At 76.2% G+C, this 23,098-nt stretch carries 23 protein-coding genes; 11 read left to right on the top strand and 12 right to left on the bottom strand.

Features of this window, described 5'->3' with window-relative positions; all coding sequences use genetic code 11:
• Positions 1 to 10: 10 nt before the first annotated feature.
• The 6 genes from ACFVFS_RS00870 to ACFVFS_RS00845 form a co-directional block, all read right to left on the bottom strand.
• A complete protein-coding gene (locus ACFVFS_RS00870; RefSeq protein ID WP_380618615.1) occupies positions 11 to 766 on the bottom strand; it encodes an AMP-binding protein in 756 nt (251 codons plus the stop codon).
• A 29-nt stretch (positions 767 to 795) separates the two neighbouring features.
• On the bottom strand, positions 796 to 1,020 hold the full coding sequence (locus ACFVFS_RS00865) for a phosphopantetheine-binding protein (protein WP_380618613.1): 225 nt from the start codon (positions 1,018 to 1,020) through the stop codon (positions 796 to 798).
• Positions 1,021 to 1,025: 5 nt separating this feature from the next.
• Positions 1,026 to 1,658, bottom strand: a complete 633-nt coding sequence (locus ACFVFS_RS00860) for an isochorismatase family protein (protein WP_380618611.1) — start codon at positions 1,656 to 1,658, stop codon at positions 1,026 to 1,028.
• A gap of 133 nt (positions 1,659 to 1,791) precedes the next feature.
• Complete coding sequence (locus ACFVFS_RS00855; protein WP_380618722.1) at positions 1,792 to 3,471, bottom strand: (2,3-dihydroxybenzoyl)adenylate synthase; 1,680 nt, start codon at positions 3,469 to 3,471, stop codon at positions 1,792 to 1,794.
• Between the two features lie 53 nt (positions 3,472 to 3,524).
• Positions 3,525 to 4,727: an isochorismate synthase DhbC gene (gene dhbC / locus ACFVFS_RS00850; RefSeq protein WP_380618720.1), complete on the bottom strand. Its 1,203-nt coding sequence runs from the start codon at positions 4,725 to 4,727 to the stop codon at positions 3,525 to 3,527.
• Between the two features lie 177 nt (positions 4,728 to 4,904).
• Complete coding sequence (locus ACFVFS_RS00845) at positions 4,905 to 5,738, bottom strand: 2,3-dihydro-2,3-dihydroxybenzoate dehydrogenase (protein WP_380618609.1); 834 nt, start codon at positions 5,736 to 5,738, stop codon at positions 4,905 to 4,907.
• 256 nt (positions 5,739 to 5,994) lie between these two features.
• On the opposite strand from ACFVFS_RS00845, the gene ACFVFS_RS00840 reads away from it, so the two are divergent.
• The 3 genes from ACFVFS_RS00840 to ACFVFS_RS00830 all read left to right on the top strand — a co-directional run bounded on the left by ACFVFS_RS00840 (position 5,995) and on the right by ACFVFS_RS00830 (position 8,796).
• Entirely contained in the window at positions 5,995 to 7,233 is a 1,239-nt protein-coding gene (locus tag ACFVFS_RS00840) for an MFS transporter (RefSeq protein WP_380618607.1), read from the top strand.
• Positions 7,234 to 7,237: 4 nt separating this feature from the next.
• Positions 7,238 to 7,927, top strand: coding sequence for a TetR/AcrR family transcriptional regulator (locus ACFVFS_RS00835; RefSeq protein ID WP_380618605.1), 690 nt, complete (start codon positions 7,238 to 7,240; stop codon positions 7,925 to 7,927).
• Between the two features lie 167 nt (positions 7,928 to 8,094).
• A complete protein-coding gene (locus ACFVFS_RS00830) occupies positions 8,095 to 8,796 on the top strand; it encodes a siderophore-interacting protein (RefSeq protein WP_380618603.1) in 702 nt (233 codons plus the stop codon).
• 7 nt (positions 8,797 to 8,803) lie between these two features.
• On the opposite strand, the gene cyaB is transcribed toward ACFVFS_RS00830, so the two are convergent.
• Genes cyaB through ACFVFS_RS00815 form a run of 3 tightly spaced genes read right to left on the bottom strand, consistent with a single transcriptional unit; the run spans position 8,804 to position 11,309 of the window.
• Entirely contained in the window at positions 8,804 to 9,382 is a 579-nt protein-coding gene (gene cyaB / locus ACFVFS_RS00825) for a class IV adenylate cyclase (protein ID WP_380618601.1), read from the bottom strand.
• Positions 9,379 to 9,939, bottom strand: a complete 561-nt coding sequence (locus ACFVFS_RS00820) for an NUDIX domain-containing protein (RefSeq protein WP_380618599.1) — start codon at positions 9,937 to 9,939, stop codon at positions 9,379 to 9,381. The genes cyaB and ACFVFS_RS00820 overlap by 4 nt, the downstream gene beginning before the upstream one ends.
• Positions 9,940 to 9,998: 59 nt before the next feature.
• The gene (locus ACFVFS_RS00815) at positions 9,999 to 11,309 is read right to left on the bottom strand and encodes a CapA family protein (protein ID WP_380618597.1); all 1,311 of its coding nucleotides are present in this window, start codon (positions 11,307 to 11,309) and stop codon (positions 9,999 to 10,001) included.
• Positions 11,310 to 11,638: 329 nt separating this feature from the next.
• Between ACFVFS_RS00815 and ACFVFS_RS00810 the strand changes: the two genes are divergently transcribed.
• The 4 genes from ACFVFS_RS00810 to ACFVFS_RS00795 all read left to right on the top strand — a co-directional run bounded on the left by ACFVFS_RS00810 (position 11,639) and on the right by ACFVFS_RS00795 (position 15,596).
• Positions 11,639 to 12,433 (top strand): universal stress protein, encoded by a 795-nt coding sequence (locus ACFVFS_RS00810; protein WP_380618595.1) that lies wholly within the window; start codon positions 11,639 to 11,641, stop codon positions 12,431 to 12,433.
• 100 nt (positions 12,434 to 12,533) lie between these two features.
• The gene (locus tag ACFVFS_RS00805) at positions 12,534 to 13,733 is read left to right on the top strand and encodes a M48 family metalloprotease (RefSeq protein WP_380618593.1); all 1,200 of its coding nucleotides are present in this window, start codon (positions 12,534 to 12,536) and stop codon (positions 13,731 to 13,733) included.
• 38 nt (positions 13,734 to 13,771) lie between these two features.
• Entirely contained in the window at positions 13,772 to 14,194 is a 423-nt protein-coding gene (locus ACFVFS_RS00800) for a MarR family winged helix-turn-helix transcriptional regulator (RefSeq protein WP_380618591.1), read from the top strand.
• Between the two features lie 214 nt (positions 14,195 to 14,408).
• A complete protein-coding gene (locus tag ACFVFS_RS00795; protein ID WP_380618718.1) occupies positions 14,409 to 15,596 on the top strand; it encodes a PP2C family protein-serine/threonine phosphatase in 1,188 nt (395 codons plus the stop codon).
• A 28-nt stretch (positions 15,597 to 15,624) separates the two neighbouring features.
• Here ACFVFS_RS00795 and ACFVFS_RS00790 read toward each other — a convergent pair whose 3' ends face one another.
• Together ACFVFS_RS00790 and ACFVFS_RS00785 are read right to left on the bottom strand one after the other, a co-directional pair.
• Positions 15,625 to 17,004: an ABC transporter substrate-binding protein gene (locus ACFVFS_RS00790; RefSeq protein ID WP_380618589.1), complete on the bottom strand. Its 1,380-nt coding sequence runs from the start codon at positions 17,002 to 17,004 to the stop codon at positions 15,625 to 15,627.
• The gene (locus ACFVFS_RS00785; RefSeq protein WP_380618587.1) at positions 16,995 to 17,621 is read right to left on the bottom strand and encodes a hypothetical protein; all 627 of its coding nucleotides are present in this window, start codon (positions 17,619 to 17,621) and stop codon (positions 16,995 to 16,997) included. Before ACFVFS_RS00785 ends, ACFVFS_RS00790 begins: the two co-directional genes overlap by 10 nt.
• 73 nt (positions 17,622 to 17,694) lie before the next feature.
• Between ACFVFS_RS00785 and ACFVFS_RS00780 the strand changes: the two genes are divergently transcribed.
• The 4 genes from ACFVFS_RS00780 to ACFVFS_RS00765 all read left to right on the top strand — a co-directional run bounded on the left by ACFVFS_RS00780 (position 17,695) and on the right by ACFVFS_RS00765 (position 22,017).
• Complete coding sequence (locus ACFVFS_RS00780; protein WP_380618585.1) at positions 17,695 to 18,384, top strand: hypothetical protein; 690 nt, start codon at positions 17,695 to 17,697, stop codon at positions 18,382 to 18,384.
• 9 nt (positions 18,385 to 18,393) lie between these two features.
• Positions 18,394 to 20,463 (top strand): ABC transporter permease, encoded by a 2,070-nt coding sequence (locus ACFVFS_RS00775; RefSeq protein ID WP_380618583.1) that lies wholly within the window; start codon positions 18,394 to 18,396, stop codon positions 20,461 to 20,463.
• On the top strand, positions 20,460 to 21,212 hold the full coding sequence (locus ACFVFS_RS00770; RefSeq protein WP_380618581.1) for an ABC transporter ATP-binding protein: 753 nt from the start codon (positions 20,460 to 20,462) through the stop codon (positions 21,210 to 21,212). The genes ACFVFS_RS00775 and ACFVFS_RS00770 overlap by 4 nt, the downstream gene beginning before the upstream one ends.
• A gap of 121 nt (positions 21,213 to 21,333) precedes the next feature.
• Positions 21,334 to 22,017, top strand: a complete 684-nt coding sequence (locus ACFVFS_RS00765) for an ABC transporter ATP-binding protein (RefSeq protein WP_380618579.1) — start codon at positions 21,334 to 21,336, stop codon at positions 22,015 to 22,017.
• A 211-nt stretch (positions 22,018 to 22,228) separates the two neighbouring features.
• Here the strand turns inward: ACFVFS_RS00765 and ACFVFS_RS00760 are convergent, their stop codons facing one another.
• Complete coding sequence (locus tag ACFVFS_RS00760) at positions 22,229 to 23,050, bottom strand: SDR family NAD(P)-dependent oxidoreductase (RefSeq protein WP_380618577.1); 822 nt, start codon at positions 23,048 to 23,050, stop codon at positions 22,229 to 22,231.
• Positions 23,051 to 23,098 lie beyond the last annotated feature (48 nt).

Here is a 23,098-nt window from a genome sequence, read left to right as displayed (position 1 = left end):
CGGCCGGCCGTCAGCCCCGCTCCGGGACCAGGTGCACCGGTCCCGGCTCGGGCAGCAGCTCGCCGAGCACCGCCGGCGCGGCGCGCAGGGCGGTCACCCCGGCGTCGCGGACCAGCTCCCCGACCTCCCCCGGCCGGTCCGGATCGGCCAGCACCAGCGCCGCCCCGGTCCGCAGCGGCCAGAGGAACTCCCACAGCGGCAGGCCCAGCTGGAGCACCCGGTCACCCGGACCCAGCCCGTACGAGGCCTGCAGCTCGCGCACCCGGCGGTCCACCTCGGCATGCGTCGTCCACACCCCCGTCGGCCGCCCGCCCGGGCCGTACGCCCGGCAGAGCGGGTGCTGCGGGGTGAGCGCCCGCGGCGGGTCGGTGACCGCCCGGCCCACCAGTTCGGCGGCGGCCGGCCGCTCGGCGGCCGGCACCCCCTCCCCCAGCACGCAGACCGGCGCCGCGTCCGCCAGCAGCCAGGACAGCCGCCCCGGCGCGTCGTCCGGATCCAGCGCCAGGTACGCCGCCCCCGACTTGGCCACCGCCAGCAGCGCCGGCACGAGGTCGGCCGGGCGGGTGAGCGAGAGGCCGACGACCGTACCGGGGCGGGCGCCGCGGTCCGCCAGGCAGCGCGCCATCCGGTTGGCCTCGGCGTTCAGCTCGCCGTAGCTCACCAGCGCCGCGCCGGCCGGCAGCAGCGCCGGGGCGTGCGGCGTCCGGGCGGCCTGCGCCTCGATCGGGCCGATCGCCGTGGTCGCCGGCCACCGCTGCGCCCGCACGGGCCGCTCCGGCCCCGTACCGGGCTCCATCAGGACGCGCCGAGCAGCTCGGCCCAGGCCTCGACGGCCGGGCGCTCCGCCAGCTGCAGAAAGGCCACCTCGGCGCCCTCGGCGCGCCAGCGCTCGGCCAGCGCCATCAACCGCACCGAGTCCAGGCCCCAGTCGGCCAGGTTCTCGTCCAGCGGGATGTCCGCCGGGTCCTCGCCGAGCAGGTCGGCGACCTCGGCCCGGATCCGATCCACGGTGAAGGCCATGCCCGTCACTTCCCTTCCAGTACGGCGTCGGTGGAGGTGACCACGCCGCAGCGCCCGGCCACCCAGGTGAGCGCGGCGCGGTGCTCGTCCGCGCCGAAGTCGGCGACCGCGTCGGCCACCACGAAGGCCCGCACGTCGCGCATCCAGGCGTCGCAGGCGGTGGCCTGCACGCCGATGTGCGCGTAGACGCCGGTGATCACCAGCTCGTCGCGGCCCTGCTCGCGCAGCAGCTCGTCCAGGTCGGTGCGGACGAAGGCGCTGTACTTCCACTTGGTGAGCAGGCGGTCGCCCTCGGCCGGGGCGACGGCGTCGGCGATAGCCGCGGCGTGCGGGTCGTCCGGGATGCCCGGGCCCCAGAAGTCCTGCTGGAGGCCGCGCTGTCCGGGGGTCTGGCCGCCCGGCTGCGCCGAGTAGACGACCGGCACGCCGTGCTCGGCGGCCCAGGCGCGCAGCCGGTTGATGTTGGCGAACAGCTCGGTGACCGGCGCGGCCGCCGTGTCGAAGGCGGTCAGGAAGTGGTTCTGCAGGTCGTGCACCAGCAGCACGGCCCGGGACGGGTCGACCGTCCAGTCGACCCGGTTGGCCGGCAGGTCGGTGGCGGCGGGCATCAGATAGGAGGGGATGCGGGGCAGGCCCACGGCGGTGCGTCCTTAGCTGTGTCAGGAGGTTCGGGAAACGTGGTGAGGGGAGCCCGGAGACTCAGAGGTCCAGAGGCCCAGAGGCCCGGAGGCCCGGAGGCTGAGGGACTCAGGGGCTCAGGGACTCGGGGACTCAGGGGGTGGCGAGGCTGGCGGCGATGGCGGCGCGCAGGTCCTTCTTGCTGACCTTGCCGATGCCGGTGGCCGGGAAGGCGTCCACGAACTCGACGCGGTCCGGCACCTTGAAGTCGGCCAGCCCGCGCTGCCGCACGAAGCGCTTCAGCTCGACGGACTTCGGCGGCTTCGCGCGGTGCTCCTCGCGCAGCACGACGTAGGCGCAGGTGCGCTCGCCGAGGTAGGGGTCGGGCATCGAGACCACGGCCGCGTCGTGCACGGCCGGGTGGGCCAGCAGGTGGTTCTCGATCTCCTCGGCGGCGACCTTCTCGCCGCCCCGGTTGATCTGGTCCTTGGCCCGGCCCTCGACCACCAGGTGGCCGGTCTCCGTGCGGCGGACCAGGTCGCCGGTGCGGTAGAAGCCGTCCGCGGTGAAGGAGCCGGCGTTGTGCTCGGGCGCGTTCCAGTAGCCGCGGATGGTGTACGGGCCGCGGGTGAGCAGGTGGCCGGTCGCGCCGTCGGGCAGGTCGCCGTCCTGGTCGTCGACCACCCGCACCTCGTCGTCCGGGGAGATCGGCCGCCCCTGGGTGGTGACGATCACCTCCTCCGGGTCGTCCAGCCGGGTGTAGTTGACCAGGCCCTCGGCCATCCCGAACACCTGCTGGAGGGTGCAGCCCAGCACCGGGCGCACCCGCCGGGCCGCCTCCTCGCTGAACTTGGCGCCGCCGACCAGCAGTACTTCCAGGCTCTCCAGCCCGGTCGGTCCGCCGGCCTCCCGGCGCCGCTCGGCGGCCTCCAGCCAGAGCAGCGCCAGCGGCGGCACCAGGCCGGTGATGGTCACGCCCTCGCGCTCGATCAGCGGGAACGCCGTCTCGGGGCTGGGCTGCGGGCAGAGCACCACCTTGCCGCCCGCGTACAGCGTGCCGAGCGAACCGGGAGAGCTGAGCGGGAAGTTGTGCGCGGCGGGCAGCGCCACGAGGTAGACGCTGCGTTCGTCCTGGCCGCAGAGCTCGACCGAGCCGCGCAGCGAGTAGATGTAGTCGTCGTGGGTGCGCGGGATGAGCTTGGGCACCCCGGTGCTGCCGCCGGACAGCTGGAGGAACGCGACGTCCCCCGGCTGCGGTTCGGGCCCCTCGGCCGAGGAGGGCTCCGCGGGGACGTCGGCCAGCGGCGTGTGCTCGCCGGCGTCGCCGCCGACCACCAGGACGTGCCGCAGCGACGGCGTCTCCGCCTGGACCCGGCCGGCGAGTTCGCGGTAGTCGAAGCCGCCCTCGACGGCCGGGACGACGTAGCCGACGGCCTCGGTGAAGGCACAGAAGTAGGAGATCTCGGTGTACCGGTGCGCGGGCAGCGCGAAGACCGGCAGCGCGCCGATCCGGAACAGCCCGAAGACCAGCTCGAAGAACTCGGCGGTGTTGGGGAGTTGGACCACCACCCGGTCGCCCCGGCCGATGCCGCGGGCGCGCAGCCCGGCGGCCATCCGGTCGGCCCGGCGGTCGAGTTCGGCGTACGTCCAGCGGCGGGCGGGGTCCTCGCCTGGGCCGCCGGCCGGGTCGACGACGGCGATCCGGTCGGGGTGGGCGGCGGCACGCTCGCGCAGCATCGAGCCGAAGGTCTCGCCGCGCCAGTGGCCGGCGGCCCGGTAGCGGTCGGCGAACTCCGCCGGGTACGGCGTGAATCCGGCGAGCACCTGCTCCATCGGGTCGAGGTCGAGCGGTTCGGTCACGGGGGCCCCCGGGGTGGTCAGGTCGCTCACCGCGGCACTCCCGCGGCGTCCAGGAAGGTACGGAACTTGGCGCTGGTCTCGGCGAGTTCGGCCTCCGGCCGGGACTCGGCGACGACGCCCGCGCCGGCGAACACCCGCAGGGTCCGCTCGTCGGCCTCGGCGCAGCGCAGGGTGACCACCCACTCACCGTCGCCGTCCGCGTCGCCCCAGCCGACCATGCCCGCGTACAGGCCCCGGTCGAAGGGCTCGATCGCGCGGATCGCCTCGCGGGCGAGCGGCGTGGGGCTGCCGCAGACGGCCGGGGTCGGGTGCAGCGCGACGGCCAGCTCCAGGGCGGAGACCGCCGGGTCGGCCAGTTCGGCGGTGATGGTGGTGGCCAGGTGCCACATCGCGGCGGTGCGCACCAGGGTGGGCCGCTCCGGCACGTCCAGGGTGCGGCAGTACGGCGCGAGCGCGGTGCGGATGGCGTCCACCACGAAGGCGTGCTCGTGGAGGTCCTTGGGGGACTCCAGCAGCGCGGCGGCGCGCCGGACGTCCTCGCCGAGGTCGGCGCTGCGCGGTACCGAGCCGGCCAGCGGGTTGGCGACGACGGCGGTGCCGCGGCGCGAGAGCAGCAGTTCGGGGCTGGCGCCGATGAGGGTGCGGCCGCCGCCGGCCGGGACGCCGAAGGTGTAGCCGCCGGGGTCGCGGCGGGCGAGGCGCTGGAGGATCGCGGGCAGGTCGAGCGGGCGGTCGGAGTGCAGCTCCAGGGTGCGGGCGAGCACCACCTTGCTCAACTCGCCGCCCTGGAGCCGCTCCACGGCCTCGGCGACGCCGGCTCCGTAGGCCTCGGGGGCGGGCACCGGGCGGACGTCCCAGTCGATCCGGTCGGCGGCCGGGGCGGGCAGCGCGATCAGCGGGTCGTCGCGCAGCGCGCCGCAGGTGCGCAGTCGGGCGGGGACGGCGAGTTCGGCCCGGCTGTCGTGGTCGAACGCCACCGCGCCCACCACCAGCGGGTGCTCGACGCCGTCCCGGCGGGCCTGGGCGAGGGTGTCGGCGACCCGGTCGGCCAGCGGGCGCCCGTCCTGGGGCACCCGGGCGTGCACGCCCTCGGCGAGCAGCGTGCGGGTCGGGGAGGCGAAGAACGCCTCGTCGGGCGCGGCCCGATACTGGCCCAGCAGCCCGCTGGCCGCGCCGATGACGGTGTGGTCCGTCCCGGCGGGGGCGTGGTGCACCGTGGTCACCTGGATTCTCCCAGTCTGCGAGTGGTCGCCGGGCGTCGCTCGTCGCGGTGGCCGGCGGGTGGCGGGGTTCGGGCGGCGCGCTCCCCGGTGGGGGTGCGCGGCCCGGGTGGGGCGGCGGTCCGGGCGCTGCTCGTCCCGGGTCGCGGCCCGCGCGGTCGTCCGGGTGACCGGACTGCCGGGGTGTCAGGCGCGCAGGGTGGCGCCGCCGTCCACGTAGAGGTCGTGCATGGTGATGTGGCGGGCGCGGTCGGAGACCAGGAAGGCCACCGCCTCGGCGATGTCGGCGGGTTGGGCGATCCGGCCGAGCGGGATGCCGACCCGGTAGCTGGCGGGGTCGCCGTCGATGACGCGCTGCTCGGCGGCCGCCGCGTCGTCGTGCCAGAGCGCGCGCTGCATCTCGGTGTCGGTGGAGCCGGGCGAGACGATGTTGCAGCGCACTCCGGAGCGGCCGAGTTCCAGGCCGAGGCAGCGGGTGAACATGGTGGCCGCCGCCTTGGAGGCCGCGTAGGCGGCCATGCCGGTGCGCGGCACTCCCGCGGCGTTGGAGCCGACGGTGACGATGACGCCGCCGCCGCGTGCGGCCATCCGCCGGCCGACGGCGCGGGAGGTGTGGAAGACGCCGGTGGTGTTGACGGCGAAGGTGTCGGCCCAGTCCTGGTCGCTCAGCTCGATCGCCGGGGCGGCGCGCAGGATTCCGGCGACGTTCACCAGGATGCCGACCGGGCCCAGTTGACCTTCGATCAGGTCGACGGTGGACTCGACGGCGGCGGCGTCGGAGACGTCCAGCAGGTAGGGGTGGACGGGGCCGTGCGCGTCCGGACGGCCCGACAGTTCGTCCGCGAGCGCGGTCAGCGGACCGGGGTTGCGGTCGGCCGCGGCGACGACGGCGCCGGCGGCGACGAGCGCGCGCGTCACCGCCGCGCCGATGCCCTGCCCGGCGCCGGTGACCATCGCCACGGCGCCGGCGAGTTCGGACTGCTGCACTGAAAATCCCCTCCGACCAGCAACATTAGGCAAGGCTAACCTAACACAGTTGTTCGGGTCCGCCGAGGGGTCGTGCGAGGTCGGACGACTCCTGCGGGGGCGTCAACTCCGCCCATGCGGGCCGAACTGGACCGCCGGGACCTCGGGGCGGCGACAGTAGACGCAACGTTGCGTCCAGTGTTACCGTCTCATCGAGACGCAACGTTGCGTCCACTTTCGCGCCCCGCGGCTTCCGACCGCCCTTTCGCAGCGCGCTCCCCCTTTCCTCCGCATTCCCAGAGGAGCAACCGTGCCCTCAGCCCCGCCCCGCCTCCCCGGCAGCCGGTTCGCCCCGGCCGCCGTGGCCCTCGCATTCTGGGTCACCATGGCCGGCACCACCGTCCCGACCCCGCTCTACCCGCTCTACCAGCACGCCTTCGGCTTCTCCACGTTCACCGTCACGGTGATCTTCGCCGTCTACGCGCTCGGCGTCGTCGCCGGACTGCTCGTCCTCGGCCGACTCTCCGACCAGATCGGACGACGGCCCGTGATGGTCACCGCCCTGCTGCTCGCCGCGGCCGCGGCCGGGCTGTTCGAGGCCGCCGACTCGCTGCCCTGGCTGCTCGCCGCGCGCGTCCTGTCCGGCTTCGGCGCCGCCCTGGTCACCGGCTCCGCCACCGCCGCCCTGCTCGACCTCGCCCCGCCGGAGCACCGCCTGCGCGCCCAGACCGTGGCGCTCGGCGCCAACATGGGCGGCCTGGCCGGCGGCACCCTGTTCGCCGGAATCCTCGCCGAGTGGGCCGGCTCGCCGCTGCGGCTGCCCTGGACGGTGACGCTGGTCCTCACCGGCCTCGCCCTGCTCGGCCTGCTCGCCGTCCCCGAGACCGTGCCCGCCGAGGTCCGCTCCGCCTCCCGGTTCCGGCTGCGCCTCCAGCCGCTGCACGTGCCGCCCGCGATCCGGCCCGCCTTCCTGCGCGCCGCGCTCGCCGGGGGCGCCGGGTTCGCCGTCACCGGCGTGCTGACGGCGGTCAGCGGGCTCTTCCTCGCCACCGTGCTCGACCTTCGCCACCACGCGCTGACCGGACTCGTGGTCGCCCTCGCGTTCCTCTCCATCGCCGTCGGACAGCTCCTGGTCCGCGTCCTGCCGCCGCCCCGGGCGCTCCCGCTAGCCTGCGCCGGACTGGTGCTGGCCGCCGCGCTCGTCGCCGGTGCGCTGCTCAGCGCGACGCTGCCGCCACTGCTGCTCGGCGCGTGCGTCAACGGCCTCGCCACCGGCACCGCCATCGGCACCGGGCTTGGGACCATCAACGGCGGGGTGGCGCCGCAGCAGCGCGGCGAGACCGTCTCCGCCTTCTTCGCGGTGCTGTTCACCATGCTCTCGCTGCCGGTGATCGGCGTGGGCGTGCTCGTCCGGGAGACCGGCCTGCGGACCGGCGGGGTCGTCTTCAGCGGCGTGGTCGCCCTGCTGGCCCTGGTGATCGCGGCCGGGCTGGTCCGCCGGCCGGGCGGGGCCGGACGGGTGTCGTCCGCGCGCCCCGAGGAGGCGTGAGAGGATGGCCGCGACCATCGCCACCGGCCCGCAGCCGCCCCCGGACAAGGACCAGCACGCCATCGCCGCCCAGCCCCGCCCCGCCACCGGAAGCCGCGCCGTCGGCGGCCGTGCGTCCGCCGCCTCCGGCGGCAGCGGACGGCGCAGCGAGGCCGCGCGCCTGGCGGTGCTGAACGCCGCCGACGACCTCCTGGTGGAGCAGGGCTTCGAGGGCCTCACCATCGAGGGCATCGCGGCCGCCGCCGGGGTGGCCAAGCAGACCATCTACCGGTGGTGGAAGTCCAAGGTCGACATCCTCTTCGACAACCTCGTCCTGGACGCCGGCACCGCTCTCGCCTGGCCGTCCGAGACCCCGTGCGACCCGGCCGACCTGCGCGCCTACGTGCACCGGTTCGCGGCCTTCCTCGGCAACGAGCCGGCCGGCCAGGTCCTCCAGGCACTCCTCGGCCACGCCCAACTGGACGCCCGGACAGCGGAGTTGCTGCACGACGGCTTCCTGGACGAGCTGCGGGCCCGGGATGTCGCGCGCACCGTCGCCTGCCTCGGGCTCACCGCGGACGACCGAGGCATCGACGAGGCCGCCGTGCTTCTGGACGCCCTGCTCGCCCCGCTCTACCACCGCGCCCTGGTGCTGCGCCGCCCGCTGGACGCGGCGTTCGTCGACGCGCTGCTCGACCAGCACCTGCCGCGCTGACGCGCCGGCGCGCCGGCGCGCCGGCGCGCCGCTCCCCCTATTCCGCTTGCCCATTCCGCTCACCCCATTCCGCTTTCCCACCCCATGTCCGCATCCCGCGCCGACCCCGGCCCGTGTCCGTCTCCGGGCCCGTCGTCGGCGCCACCGGATCCCCGCCAGGAGTCACCGTGTTCCGTCGCCCCCGGCCGACCTACGACGTGCGGGTCACCGCCGTCACCCCGCTCACCCCCGCCCTGGTCCGGCTCACCTTCGCCGGCCCCACCCTGGACGCGCTCCTCATCGAACACCCCACCCAGTGGGTCAAGTTGGACCTCCCCGAGGGCCCCTCCCGGGCGTACACCATCCGCTACCACCGCCCCGACGAGCGCGAGGTGGACATCGACGTCGTCCTGCACGGCAACGGTCCGCTCTCCCGCTGGGCCGAGATCGCCCGGCCCGGCGACGCGGCCCGGCTGGCCGGACCGCGCGGCCGCCGGCCCTCCTTCGACGGCGCCGCGCACGCGCTGCTCGCCGCCGACGAGAGCGCCCTGCCCGCCGCGCTCACCATCCTCGACGACCTCCCGCCGGCCGTGCCGGTCTCGCTGTTCGTCGAGGTCGGCGACGCCACCGGGTCCGCCCTGCCGCTGCCCGAGCGGGCCGGTCTGACCACCCACTGGCTGCCCCGCGACCCGGACCTGCCGAAGGGCCGTACGCTCTCCGACACCCTGCTCGCCACCGACCTGCCGCCCGGTACCACGGCCTGGCTGGCGGGCGAGGCCCACTCGGTAGCGACCGTCCGCCGCCATCTGCTCACCGACTGGGAGCTGCCGCGCGAGCGCGTCCACAGCAAGGGCTACTGGAAGCACGGCGAGGCCGACCACAAGGGCTGACGCACCCTCACTTCCCGGTCGGGCGACGCCGGGCGGCCGCAACGGCCTCGGTGTAGAGCTCGGCGGTCAGGTCGCCCTCCGCCACCCCGAGCCCGGCCAGCACCGCCCGGACGGCGGCGAGCGCGGCAGGCAGCTCGCGCTCGTCCGCCGCGGCCGTCTCGACCTCCAGGAACACCCCGTCGAGCTCCGCCACCCGCACCAGCGCGGCGAGCATCCGGCGGCCCTGGTGCTCGAACGCGTAGGTGCGGCAGTGCTTTTCGAAGACCAGGCCGGGCCGGTGGCCGAGGCCGCGCACGATCGCGTGCGCGGCCTCGGCGTCGGCCACCCGGGTCTCGTGCTCCGGTTTGGAGCCGGACGCCTCGTCCACCCGGGCGTCCTTGTACGTCAGCAGCACCGCCCGGTCGCCGTCCGCCCCGGTCACCTCGCGGATGCGCAATTCGCGGTCACCAGCGGTGAGTTGACCGTCCGGCGTGTCGTAGTAGGTGTCCCGGTACCGCTCGACCCGCCCCGGGCCGTACGCGGCCTCCAGCCGGCGCAGCACCGCGTCGGGTTCGCGTAGGAGCGCCTTCAGCTCCGCCTCGATCACGCTCGGCCTCCCGTGCGGGCCGCCAGCCGGTGCGGGCCCAGGAAGTACGACAGGGCCGCGAGCGAGGCGCCCTCGGCCACCTCGCCCGCTGTCAGCAGCCGAACCACCTCGGCCTCGGACAGCCACTCCACCCGGCTCGCCTCCGCCCGGTCCACCGGCTCGCCGATCCGGGTCGCGCGGGTGGCGTGGAAGCAGTGGAAGTGCATCGTGGAGATCCCCGACATGGCGTCCAGCCGCGTCAGCGGCACGACCTCGCCCGGCCGCCAACCGGTCTCCTCCTCGACCTCGCGGGCGGCCGCCTCCGCCGGGTCCTCCCCCGGCTCCACCCAGCCGGAGGGCAGCTCCCACCCCCAGCGGCCGGTGATGAACCGGTGCCGGTACAGCATCAGGTAGCGCCCGTCCCCGTCCGTCACCACGGCGTTGGCGCACTCCTTCGGCATCCGCACCACGTGGTGGTCGACCCGGCCGACGCCGGGGATGTCCACGTCGTCCAGCCAGAGTTCCACCCACGGCGACCCGTACACCTGCCGCCGCCCGCGCACCGCCCACTCCGTCACTGCCCGCACCCTCCGTACGCCGATCGTCCCCCGACCCTCTCACGCCTTCCGGCGCGCGCTCAGCGCGAAGCGGTGGGGGTGCGGCCGGGCGTGGACGCCGGGGTCCGCGCGGCGCCCGCGGCCGATGCCGCGCCGGAAACGGGCGCGGAGGCGGGAGCGGAAACGGGTGCGGAGGCGGCGCCCGAAGCGGACGCCCCGCCCTGGGCCGCGGCCGCGCCCGGGACGGGGGCGAGGCCGGTGCAGCCGCGCAGCCCGTCACGGCGCTTGAGCGCGGCCGCGGCGGCGGCACCGGACTGCGGCACCGGCACCCCCGTGTCGTCGATCGTCGCCGGGGCGAAGTCCTCGCCGAGCACCTTGCCCGCCGGGCTGACGGTCAGCGTGGTGACGCCGGTCTCGTTGGAGTTGGCGTAGTTGGAGGTGCCGTACCAGAGGAAGTTGCCGAAGCCGTACCCGATGTAGGTGTCCCCGATCATTCCCGCGCCGAGCATGGTGTGCGCGTGCGTGCCGACCACGGCGGTCGCGCCCGCGGCGGCGAGCTTCTTGGCGATCGCGGTCTGCGCGCCGGTCGGGCAGGCCTTGCCCTCGTCGCCCCAGTGCAGGTAGACGAGCACCACCGGAGCCTGGCGCTTCGCCTCCCCGACCGCCTTGAGCAGGGTCGCGGTGTCCAGCGCCGAGGCGATGCCGGGCTTGTTCGCGCCAGCCCGCCACTTCTGGTTGGTGAGGTCCTCGACCTGGCTGGCCGCGACCACCGCGACCTTCACCCCGCGCACGGTGGTGACGTACGGGGCGTACGCCTCCTGGGCGTTGCGGCCGAAGCCGACGATCGGGACGGGCGAGGAGGCCTTCGCGGCGAGGGTGTCGGCGAGGCCGTCGGCGCCGAAGTCGACGGCGTGGTTGTTGGCGAGCGAGACGACGTCGACGCCGGAGTCCTTGAGCGCGGTGAGCGCCTTGGGCGAGGTGCGGAAGGTGTACGTCTTCGGCTCGGGGGCGCCGCGGTCGGTGATCGCGGTCTCCAGGTTGAGCACGGCCAGGTCGGCGGCGGAGAGGGTCTTGGCGATCGGGCCGAGCGCCGGCTCGGGCGGCGGCACGGCGAGCCGGGTCTCGGTGCGGCCCTCGAAGTGGACGTCCCCGGCGAACGCCACCGTGATGCTGCCGTCGGGGCGGGGCGCCGCGCCGTCGCCGGACGCCTGGTCGCCGGGGGTGTCGGAGGCGCCGGGCGAGGCCTTTCCGGCGGCTGCGGCGGCCGCGTCGGCCGCCGCCTTGGCCGACTTGGAGGCCTTGACGGTGGCCGGATCGGGATCGTCCGGCCCGCAGGCGGCCACGGGTATCAACCCCAGCAGCAGGGCGACGGCGGCCGCGGCACGGCGCATGTGTGTTCCCCCAAGGTCGGTCCGGAAGCGGTCAGCCTACGCCACTCCCCCGCGCCCCCTTCGCCCCGTCTCCACAACCGGGACCGCCTCCTCGCCCGGCCCCGGACCGCCCGGCCGGGCCCGGGTTCGCAGGCCCGACGGGCCCCGGGAGCGGACCTCCGAGCGGGCTCCCGGACGGCCCCGGAAACCCTTCGGGCCCGCCCGTCCCAACCCGCCGACAGGTCTTGGCCGTCCCGTCCCTGGCGCGGCGCCCGGGTGGCGCGCAGCGTGGAAGGGTGGAGGCCCCGCGAGGGTGCGGGGGCGGCGGAAGCAGGCGGGTGGTGCGGGTCATGACCGGCAACGGGACTACAGGGGCCGGGCGGCGGATCGTGGTCGGGATCGACGGCTCCGACCCCTCGAAGGCGGCGCTGCGCTGGGCGGCGGGGCAGGCGGCGCTGACCGGGGCGGCGGTGCACGCGGTGGCCGCGTGGGAGTACCCGTCGCTGTACGGGTGGTTCGCGCCGATGGTGGACGCCGGCTTCGAGCAGTCGGCGCTCCGGAGGCTGACCGCCGAGGTGGACGAGGTGATCGGCCGGCAGCGGCCGGTGCCGGTGAAGGAGAGCCTGGTGTTGGGGCACGCGGCCGAGGTGCTGCTGGAGGCGGCCGCGGGCGCCGACCTGCTGGTGCTCGGCAGCCGGGGGCGCGGGACCTTCGCCCGGACACTGCTGGGGTCGGTGAGCGCGCGCTGCGCCGTGCACGGGTCGTGCCCGGTGGTGATCGTCCGGTCGGACGGGACCGCCACCGCGCCCACGCCGCTGGCGGCGGCCGACGCGGTCGGGGAAACCGCGGGCGTGGTGGGAGGGGCGGCGGGCGGCACGGCGGGCGGCGCGGAGCCGGCTGTCCGCACCAAGGACTGGCGGTTGAGCCTGCACCTGGTCGAGGACCGCGACACCACCCGGGTGCACGCGGTGCTCGACGCCGACGGCACCGTCCTGCACAGCGACGCGCTCGCCCGCCGCAATCCGCAGGACGCCCCGGCGCCGGCGGTGGGCGACGACTTCGCGGTCGGCCGGGCCCTGGTCGACCTCGGCCACCAGCTGCTCCGCGCGGGCACCCACGGCGCTACGGGTCCCGCCGAGGAGTGACATGCTGACGGCCGAAGGACAAGATGACGATCGACGATCGACGGCCGACGCCTGACAGCTGACAGTTGACAGCTGACAGATTTCAGATGACGGATAACAGATGACAGATTCTGTCAGCCCAACTCCGGGCGACCACCCCGCCCCGTCACCCGACTTCACCCCCGCCCAGCGCGCCCGCGGCCGCGCACTGCGCCGGGCCCGGCTGCCGTGGGCGCTCGGCGGGCGGCTCACCGGTCTGGCGCTGACCCTGGCGCTGGGGCTGACGCCCGCGGGCGCCGGGCTGGTGTCGGCGGTCGGCGGCTGGTTCGGCGGCTCGCGGACGGCGGAGGTGCTCGGCGGGGCCGCCGCGCTGGTGCTGCTCGGACAGCTGGCGCAGCTGCCGTTCGGGGCGGGCGTCCGGTCGGTGCGGGCCCGGTTCGGCCTGGTCACCCAGGGCTGGGCCGGCTGGGCGGTGGACGCCCTGCGCGGGCTGGCGCTGACCCTGGCCCTCGCCCTGCCGGTGGCCTTCGGCCTCTACGCGCTCACCGACCGCTCGCCGGAGCGCTGGTGGCTGCCGGCGGCGGGCGCGGCCGCGCTGCTGACCGCCGCCCTGTCCTTCCTCTACCCCCTCCTGGTCGAGCCGGTGTTCAACCGCTTCACGCCGATGGAGCCGGGCCCCCAGCGCGAGGCGCTGCTGGGCCTGGCCGAGCGGGACGGCGTCCGGGTGCGGGACGTTCTGGTGGCGGACGCCTCGCGCCGCACGACGGCGCTGAACGCGTACGTGTCGGGCCTGGGTGCGACGCGGCGGATCGTCGCGTACGACACGCTGCTGTCCACGGCCGATCCGCGCGAGGTGGAGCTGGTGGTGGCGCACGAGCTGGGGCACGTCAAGCACCGGGATGTGCTGACCGGCACGGTGCTGGGCGCGGTGGGCGCGGCCGCCGTGGTGGCGCTACTGGGCCTGCTCTCGGGCTGGGACCGGCTGCTGTCGGCGGCGGGCGCGACGAGCGCGGCCGATCCGCGCTCGCTGCCGCTGCTGGCGGCGTGCTCCGCGCTGCTGGGCGCACTGTCCGGCCCGGTGCAGTGCGCCGTGAGCCGCCGGGTGGAGTCCCGCGCGGACCGGCACGCCCTCGAACTGACCGGGGACGCCGAGCAGTTCATCGCGATGCAGCGCAGACTGGCGCTGACCAACGTCTCCGACGTCGACCCGCCCCGGGTGCTTGAGCTACTGTTCGCCACTCATCCGAGCGCCACCCGGCGGATCGCGGCCGCGCGCGCCTGGCGGGCGCGGCACTCTCCCGCACCCGAGGTCGTTGTATAGTGCAACAAAAGTCCGACACCCCGAGGAGGTAGGCCACCGTGCCCGACCGCGAGACGTCGATCGCCGCCATCCAGCGCGAGCTGACCGCCTTCGCCCGCCGCGCCCGCCACAAGGCCTCCCAGCTGCACCCGGACCTCTCCCTGGTCACCTACAGCATCCTGGACCTCATCACCGAGCGCGGCGGCTGCCGGGCCGCGGACGTCGCGGCGCACTTCATGCTCGACAAGTCCACCGTCAGCCGCCAGGTCACCGCCCTGGAGAAGCTCGGCCTGCTGCGCCGCGAGACCGACCCGGAGGACCAGCGCGGGCAGATCCTGCTCGCCACCGACGCCGGGCTGACCCTGCTGCGCGAGGCCAACGAGCAGCGCCGGCTCTCCTTCGCCGCCCGCTTCACCGGCTGGGCGGACGAGGACGTCGCCCGGTTCGCCGCCTACCTGACCCGCTACGGCGCCGAGGGCTGACCCCCGGGTCCGCCGTCGGCAACGGGCAACGGGCAACGCGGGCACCGGAGCCGGCCCCGGCCGGCGCCCCGGGGTGCGGCGGACCGCCCGGACGGTGTACAGAGGAGAGGTGCCACTTCGGCAGCCTCCCCGCGAGCGGCACCCCCGCGCGGGGCCCCCCGACGAGCGGCGTTCCCGTGACCGCCGCGGTTCCTGGCGGCCCGACCGCCGGGCGCTGACGGCGCTGCCGCTCGCACTGATCGTGCTGATCACGGTGGTGGACGTGCTCACCCCGCCGCAGATCCACCTGGGCCCGCTGCTGATCGTCGCCCCCGCCCTCACCGCCTCCTTCGCCGGCGCCCGCGCCACCGCCGCCGTCGCCGTGCTGGCGATCGCCGCGCTGACCGTCATCGGCATCCTGCGCAACGGCGTCACCACCGCCAACCACGAGACCCAGCTCGGCGCCCTGCTCGCCGTCTCGGCCCTCATCGTCGGCCTGCGCGTGCTGCGCGACCGCCACGAGCGCCAGCTCGCCCAGGTCCGCTCCGTCTCCGAGGCGGCCCAGCGCGTCCTGCTGCGCCCGCTGCCCGACCGGATCGGCCCGCTGCGCCTGGCCTCCGTCTACCTGGCCGCCGAGGCCGAGGCCCAGGTCGGCGGCGACCTCTACGCGGCCTCCCGCACCGCCTCCGGCACCCGGCTGCTGGTCGGCGACGTCCGCGGCAAGGGCCTGTCCTCGCTCGGCGACGCCGCGCTGCTGCTGGGCGCCTTCCGGGCCGCCGCACACCTGCACGCCGACCTGCCCGGGCTGGTCGGCTACCTCGACGGCAGCATCGCCTGGGACCTCGCCCAGCTCGCCGAGCAGCAGCGCGCCCAGGCACGGCGGGCCCAGGAGCAGTCCCGACCGCCCCTCCCGACCGTGCTCCGACAGGGCCCGCGCCCGCCGCCGCCGGACGACACCGGCACCGCCGCCGACGCGGCCGCCGACGCCGCTGACGACAGCGGCGAGTCGTTCATCACCGCCCTCGTCCTGGACATCCCGGACGACGAGGCGGTGGTCCGGCTGGTCGACTGCGGCCACCCGCCGCCGCTGCTCCTGCACGGCGGCCGGGTCACCGCCCTGGAGCCCGCCCGCACCGCGCCCCCGCTCGGCCTCGGCGAACTCGCCCCCGCGGCCTACGCGGTGGAGGAGTTCCCGTTCCGGCCCGGCGACCGGCTGCTGATCTACACCGACGGCGTGATCGAGGCCCGCGACGCCGCCCGGCGGTTCTATCCGCTGCCCGACCGGGTCGCCGCCCGGACCGCCGACCGTGCCGCCGAGCCCCCGGACGCCCTGCTGCACCACCTGCGCGCGGACCTGCTCGGACACGTCGGCGGACGGCTGGACGACGACGCGGCCATGGTCGTGGTGGAACGCCTGGACTGAACCGCCGGACACCCGGGAGCCGCGCGCCTCACGGCTGGTAGGGCAGCTGCGGCACGTCGAAGCAGGTGGTGGTCATGGACTCCACCTGGGTGACCCAGCCGCCCCGCCCGCCCTGGGCGGAGTCCTGCCAGCGGGCCGCGTTGAGGCAGGCCCGGGTGAGCCCGGTCGGCGGGGGCTGCGGGACGAACGAGGCGGGCAGGAGCAGCCCGTGGGCGTCATAGGGCTCGGGGCGGTTCATGAACCGTTCGACGCAGGCCCGGGTGAGCTCCGCACCGCACGGGTCCATCGCGTCGGCGAGCCACTGCGCGCCCGCCCAGCCCTCCAGCTCCCACGCGGAGAGCAGCGGCTCGCGGTCCGGGTGGTAGCGGGCCATCGCCGCGCGGAAGGCGGCCACCGCCGGGTGGCCGACGTCCTCGTAGTTGAGCGAGGAGGAGGTGGCCCAGAGCGCGTTGCGGCAGGCGGGCGAGGCCCGGTAGTCGGTGCGCACCGTCTCCGACCAGTTCTGCACGTTGGTCACCTTGGCGGTGACCCGCACCCCGGCCTCGTCCAGGGAGCGGCACAGCGCCGCGTTGCCCCGGGTGTCCATGGCGTCGAACAGCAGCTGCGAGCCGTCCGCCCGGACGGCCGCGGCCACCGCCTGGAAGTTCGGCAGCGCGAAGTCCACCGTCTGGGTGAGCACCCGGTAGCCCTCGGCCTCCAGGCCGGCCCGCAGCTGGGCGGCGTAGCGGGCGGAGTCGGCCTGGTTGTAGGCGACCACGGCGGCGCTGGTCGCGCCCAGCCGTTCCTTGAAGAAGCGGAACACCTCGGTGGACTGGTAGAGCGTGCCGTTCCAGCCGACGGCGTGCCCGTCGCGCGGCGCGCTGCTGCCGTAGATGCCGTACAGGTGCGGCCAGCGGTCGTACGCGGTGCCGATCGGCTGGCCGCCGACGTCCGGGACGGCCTTGCCGCTGACGTAGGGGGCGCCGGCGTAGTCGAGGACGCTGCCGGAGACGAGGGCGAAGACGTGCGACTGGTCGATCAGCCGGTGCACGCAGTCCTGGTTGCCGATGCCGCTGCCGCCGTCGTCGCAGGTGACGAGCTTGACGGTGCGGCCGTGCAGGCCGCCGCGGTCGTTGAGGTCCTGGAAGAAGGCCTGGGCGCCGTAGCGCGGGCCGCTGAACACCTCGCTGCCGACCGGGCTGGTCAGCGAGGTGACGACGCCGATCCGGATCTCGGTCGGGGTGACGCCGGTGTCGGAGGCCGGGTTGCCGCTGCCGGTCGCAGTGGCGCCCGCCGTGGTGGGGTGGGCGCCGAAGGCGTCCGGCGGCAGGCGCGTCCCGCAGCCGGCCGCCCCGGCGAGCACCAGCGCCAGGACGAGGGCGAGCACGCGGGCGAGCGCCCGGACGGGAGGGGCGGGGGTCAGCTGCATCCGGGGATCGGGGTGCCGGTGGCACCGGCGGCCTGGACCAGCAGACCGCAGAGGGTCGCGCGGGAGACCTTCCACGTGCCGTTGTCCAGCACGGCCTGGCCGGTCGCGGCCGGCTCGATCACGGTGCCCTGGAGGGACAGCTCGTAGGTGACGGTGGCCTCGGTCGGGGAGGTGAACGCCACGTCGGTCACCGCGGCCTTCACCTGGCCGACCCGCGGGTCCTGGGCGAAGCCCTCCAGGACGGGCAGCAGCATGTCGCCGTTCTGGAGCAGCGAGGCCTTCTCGGGGATCGGGGTGGTCGGGTCGAAGAACTTCTGCCAGTTGGTGGTGATCGCGGTGGTGGCGGTGGCGGGATCGGCGGGCGCGGTGGCCCCGGGGCTCGGGGTCCCGGTCACCGTGGCCGTCGCGGTGGCGGTCGCGGTCGTCGTCGCCGTCGTCGTGGCGGTGGTGGTCGCGGTGGTCGTCGCGGCCGGCGGCGACGGGCTCGCCGTCGAGGACTCGGACTTGCCGCTGCCGCAGGCCGCCGCCGTGCCCGCCAGCAGCAGCGCGAGCAGGGCGCCCGCCGCCCGCGGGACCGGGCCGCCGAGCCGACGGGTGCCGCTCTGGCTCACGTGCATGGTGTTCCTCGCTCCGGATGCTGTTCCAGGCCGATCCTGGAAACGTCGCAAGTGACACCATCAAGGCGGATCCATGGACGAATCGCAATCCGGGCGACAGAGCGCCGCGCACCGTGCGAAGGGCGCGGCGGCCCGCGCGGTGCGCTCGGCGCGGGAGGGCGGCGGCTGGGCCGGATGGGCGCTGGTCGCCGCGGGCGCGGTGCTGTGCGTGCTGGGCTGGTACGGGGTGTCCGGCGAGCGGTTCGTCGAGCAGCAGGTCCCGTATCTGGCCTCGGCGACCGTCCCGGGCGCGGCGCTGATCGTGGCGGGCGCCGTCCTGGTCGCGCTGCGCCCGCCCGGGCGGGCGCCGTCCGCACCGGCGCCGCCACCTGCGGGGCCGCCGACGGCCACGGACCGGCGGATCGAGCACCTGTACGCCCTGCTCGTCGACCCTGCGGACACCGAGGGCGGCGGCGACCCCGGCGGGCCCGCCGGTGCTGCCGGGATCGGTGCTGTCGGGATCGGTGCTGTCGGGATCGGTGCTGCCGGCACCGGAGCGGCCGGCCCCCCGCTGGCCGTTCCCGGCGGCACGCTCTACCACCGCCCGGAGTGCCCGCTGGTGGCGGGCAAGGCCTCCGCCGCCGACGCCGACGCCTCCGCCGTCCGGGACCGCGGACTCACGCCCTGCCGGCTCTGCGACCCGGAACCGCCCGACGGGGATCCCGACCCGGATCCCGGCGGCGCCACCACCCGTCCGGGCGATCCGCGCCCGCCGACCGGCTGAGGCGGCGCGATGACCGCCCCCGACCCGGCCGTCCTCGGCGCGGCCGGCCTCGACTCGGCCGGCCTCACCGTCGACCTCGCCCTCGCCGGACTGACCGTCGGCAGCGCGGCCGCGCTCAGCGGCATCGGCCTGGTCGTCTGCCACCGTGCCACCGGCGTGCTCAACCTCGCCCAGGGCGCGCAGGCGATGCTCGTCGCCTACCTGCTGCGCGATCTGGTCGTCGAGCGGGACTGGCCGCTCTGGCCGGCCGTGGCGTGCTGCCTGCTGCTGGTGGCGCCCGCCCTCGGTGTGCTGCTGGACGTGCTGGTGTACCGGCCGCTGCAACGGCGCGGGGCCGGACCGGCCGAGACGACGGTGGCCGGGGTCGGTGTGTTCGTCCTGCTCATCGGGGTGGTGGTGCTGGTGTGGGGCGCCGCGCCGGTGGGCGGCGCGCCGGTGGGCGGCGCGCCGTCGCCGCTCGGCGGGGCGCCGGTCGCCCTGCCCGGCGGGCACACGCTGCGCCCGGACACGGTGGCGCAGCTGGCCGCGATCCTCGTACTCGCCCTGGCGGTCGGGGTGACCACCCGGTTCACGCCGTTCGGCCTGCGGGTGCGGGCGGTGGTGGACGACCGGCGGCTCGCCGAGCTGGCAGGGGTGGACGCCGACCGGGTGTCGGCGGCCGGGTGGGCGTTCGGCTCGTTCACCGCCGGGCTGGTCGGGATCGCGCTCGCACCGTACCTGCTGCTGGACCCGTACGGGCTGCCGCTGCTGGTCATGGAGACGATGGCGGTCGCGGTGGCGGCCCGGCTGCGGAGCATCCCGGTCGCGGTGGTGACCGGGCTCGGGCTGGGCGTTCTGCAGGCGGAGCTGACCCGGTTCCGGCCGGCCGGGCAGCTGCTGCCGCTGGTGCAGGCGGTGCAGGCGAACCTGTTCGTGGTGGCGCTGCTGGCCGCCGCGCTGCTGGCCGGTCCCCGGCTGGCCGACGGGCCGGAGCGGGCGGAGGTCCGGCCCGTCGCCCCGTGGGCGCGGGTCCGCGGTGGCGGCGGCCGGGCGGCACGGGCGGTCTGCCTGGTGCTGCTCCTGTTGCCGCTCGGCTTCCGCGGCAACGACCTGCGCGGCGCGCTGCTGGTGCCGGCGCTGGCGTTGGTGCTGCTGTCGATCGTGGTGGTGACCGGCTACGGCGGGCAGATCTCGCTGGGCCAGGCCGGGTACGCGGGGCTGGGGGCGCTCGGGACGGCGCTGCTGATGTCCGGGCGGATCCCCGGTCTGCCCGCCCTGCCGGCCGCGCCCGCGCTGCTGTTCGCCGTGCTCGCCACCGCGCCGCTCGGCCTGCTCACCGGCTGGCCGGCGATCCGGCGGCGCGGTCTCGCCCTGGCGCTGGTGACCTTCGCGGTCGGGACGACGCTGAGCCGCTTCGTCTTCCAACAGCCGTACGCCACCACCGGGTTGGTCCTGGAGCGGCCCGCGTTCCTGGCCGGGGACCGCGCGTTCTACCTCGCCGAGCTGGTGCTGCTCGGCCTGGGTGCGGCCGCCGTGCGGGCCCTGCGCGGGGGGCGCACCGGCCGGGCGCTGCGGGCGATGCGCGACCACGAGCCGGGGGCGGCCGCGGCGGGGGTGAACGTGCCGGGGCTCAAGCTGTTCGCCTTCGTGGCGGGCGCGGCGCTGGCGGCGCTCGGCGGCGGGCTGATGGGCATGGCCGGGCGCGCCTTCGACGCGGCCGCGTTCGATCCCGTGCAGGGGCTGGTCTGGTTCGCGGCCGTGGTGGTCGCGGGCGCCGACAGTGCTCTGGCGGCGGTCCTGGCGGCGGCCCTGCTCATCGGGCTGGACACGGGCACGGTGGCGGGGGTGTCGGCGGTCGCGGTCGGTGCGCTGGCGGCCGCCATCGGCCGGCTCCCGGGCGGTCTGGCCGGGCTCGCCGCGAGCCGGACGGCGCGAGCGGCACCGGCGGAGCGGGCCGCCGCGCCGGCGTCCGTTCCCCCCGCGCCTGCCGGGCGGCTGACGCCGGCGGGTCGGCGGGTACGGGCGCTGATCACCGCCCGCCGGACGGCCGGTGGCGGGGCGTCCGGGGAGGCCGCAGGGGCCGCGGAGGCCGGGCCGTGACCGGGCGCCGCCACTCCGCCGCGCCGACCGGCCCGCGCACCGGCCCGCGCACCGGCCGGCTGACGGCGCGCGGGGTGGTGCGGCGATACGGCGGGATCGAGGCGGTGGCGGGGGTGGACCTGGTCGCGGCGCCGGGGCGGGTGACCGCGCTGATCGGGCCGAACGGGGCGGGCAAGAGCACGCTGTTCGACTGCCTGGCCGGGACCGTCCGCCCGGACGCGGGCCGGGTACTGCTCGGCGGCCGGGACGTCACCCGGCTCCCGGTGCACGAGCGGGTGCGGCTCGGACTGGCCCGCACGTTCCAGCAGATCGCCGTGTTCCCGACGCTGTCGGTGGCGGACAACGTGCGGGTCGGCGCCGAGCAGCGGTCCGGCCCGGCGGACGGCCGGACGGCGCGCGCGCTCGCCGTGTTCGGGCTGGGGGCGGTGGCGGCGGAGCCGGCCGGCGGGCAGCCGACGGGCGTGCTGCGGCTGGTGGAGCTGGCGCGGGCGCTGGCGGGCGAGCCGCGCGTGCTGCTGCTCGACGAGCCGGCGGCGGGCCTGGACACCGCGCAGACCGCCCGGCTGCTCACCGTCCTGCGCGGTCTGGCCGACGACGGCATGGCCCTGCTGCTGGTCGAGCACGACCCGGACCTGGTGTCCGAACTCGCGGACACCGTCTACGCGATGGCCGACGGCCGGATGGTCGCCGCCGGCCCGGCTGCGGCGGTACTGGCCGATCCCCGGGTGGTCCGCGCCTGGGGCCGGTGAGGGGGCGGCTGACAAATGACAACTGACAGATTTCAGATGACAGATAACAGATGACAGATATCAGCTGACAGATTTCCAACTCCCAACCCTCAACCCGCCCTCGACCCTTCCGGGAGGTCCGGTGCCCGTCGAAGTCGCCCTGTCGGGCGTGCGGGTGCGCTACGGCCCGCTGGAGGCGCTGCACGGCGTGGACTTGGCCGCGCCCTCCGGGCGGGTCACGGTGCTGCTCGGCCGGAACGGGTCCGGCCGCACCAGCGCGCTGCACGCGCTCGCCGGGCTGGTGCGCCCGGCCGCCGGGCGGGTGGTGTGGCGTGGGCGGGATGTCACCGCGCTCGGCGTGCACCAGCGGGTGCGGCTCGGGCTCGCGCTGGTGCCGGCGGAGCGGGCCGTGTTCCCCTCGCTCACCGTCGCCGAGCACCTCGCCCTCGGCGCCCGCCCCCGGGGCGGCCCCGCCCGCGAGGCGCTGGAGCTGTTCCCCGAACTCGCCGCGCTGCTCCCCCGGCGGGCCGGGACCCTCTCCGGCGGCCAGCGGCAACTCGTCGCCGTGGCAAGGGCGCTGACCGCCGCGCCGAGGCTGCTCCTGCTCGACGAACCGGACCGGGGACTGGCCCCGGCCACCGCCGCCCGGCTGCACGCGCACCTGCTGTCCTCGGCCGCCGCCACCGGACGGACGGTGGTGCTGACCGCGCAGGCCCTCCCGGCGACGCTCGCCGGGGCGGCCGCCGTGCACGTCCTGCACCGGGGCGAGGTCAGCTTCTCCGGCGAGCCCGGCGAGCCGAGAACGGTTCCGGACGCGGAGCGGTGATCACCTCGCCCCGCGCCGCGGCGGCCGCGATCCCACCCAGCAGGCTGCGCACCTCGGCGAGTTCACGGACCACCCCGGCGATCCCGGCGCGCTCGCGGGCCGGGCCGCCGCGGAGTGCGGGGCCGGTCCCGGCACGGGCGGTGTCTCCGCCCGCACCGGGAGGGTCACGGCGCCCGGAGCGCGGACCACGCCGCCGCCGGTCCGCCGACCGTCACTGGGCGAGGTAGCCGCCGTCCACCGGGAGGACGGCACCGGTGATGAACGACGCCTCGTCGGACGCCAGGAAGAGGACGGCGGCGGCCACCTCCTCGGGGGCGCCGAGGCGGCGCATGGGGTGGAGTTGTTCGATGGCGGCGAGGTACTCGGGCCCGCCGGGCTCGTCCCGCAGGCGGGCGACCCGTTCGGTGGTGATGGTGCCGGGGGCGACGGCGTTGACCCGGATGCCCCGGTCGGCCCACTCCACCGCGAGGTGCTTGGCGAGGCCGGAGGCGACGAACTTGGCGGGACCGTAGACGGCCTGGCCGCGCTGCCCGGCGACGCCGGAGATGGACGAGACGCAGACGATCGCGCCGCCGGCCCCGTCCCGGCCCCCGCCGGCGCCGTCGCCCCCGGACGGAGCCATCGCCTCGATGGCGTACTTGCAGGTGAGGAACATCCCCCGCCCGTCGACGGCCATCACCTGGTCCCAGTCGTCGGCGCCCGCCTCGGTGATCTCCATCAGCGGGATCACCCCCGCGTTGGCCACCAACACGTCCAGCCGGCCGTGCCGCTCGACGGCGGCGGCGACCATCCGGCGGGCGTCCTCGTCCCGCGAGACGTCGCCGACCACCGTGCTGACGGCCTGCGGCAGCTGCTTCTCCAGCCGCCGCAGGCCGTCGACGTCGAGGTCGGTGGCCACCACCGACGCCCCCTCGCGGGCGAAGAGTTCGGCGACGGCGCGGCCGATCCCGTTCGCGGCACCCGTCACCACACAGGACTTCCCGGCCAGCCGCCCGCCGCTCCCCCGGACCGCCGCAGTCTTCAGATCCTCCATGGGACCGAACTGTAACGGCTCGGTTTCACCCGGTGAAGACCAGTGACC

Source organism: Kitasatospora sp. NPDC057692, from assembly GCF_042799475.1.
Lineage (GTDB): Bacteria > Actinomycetota > Actinomycetes > Streptomycetales > Streptomycetaceae > Kitasatospora.
Note: the sequence above shows the minus strand (reverse complement) of the source record. Positions and strands in the feature narration are given on the sequence as shown.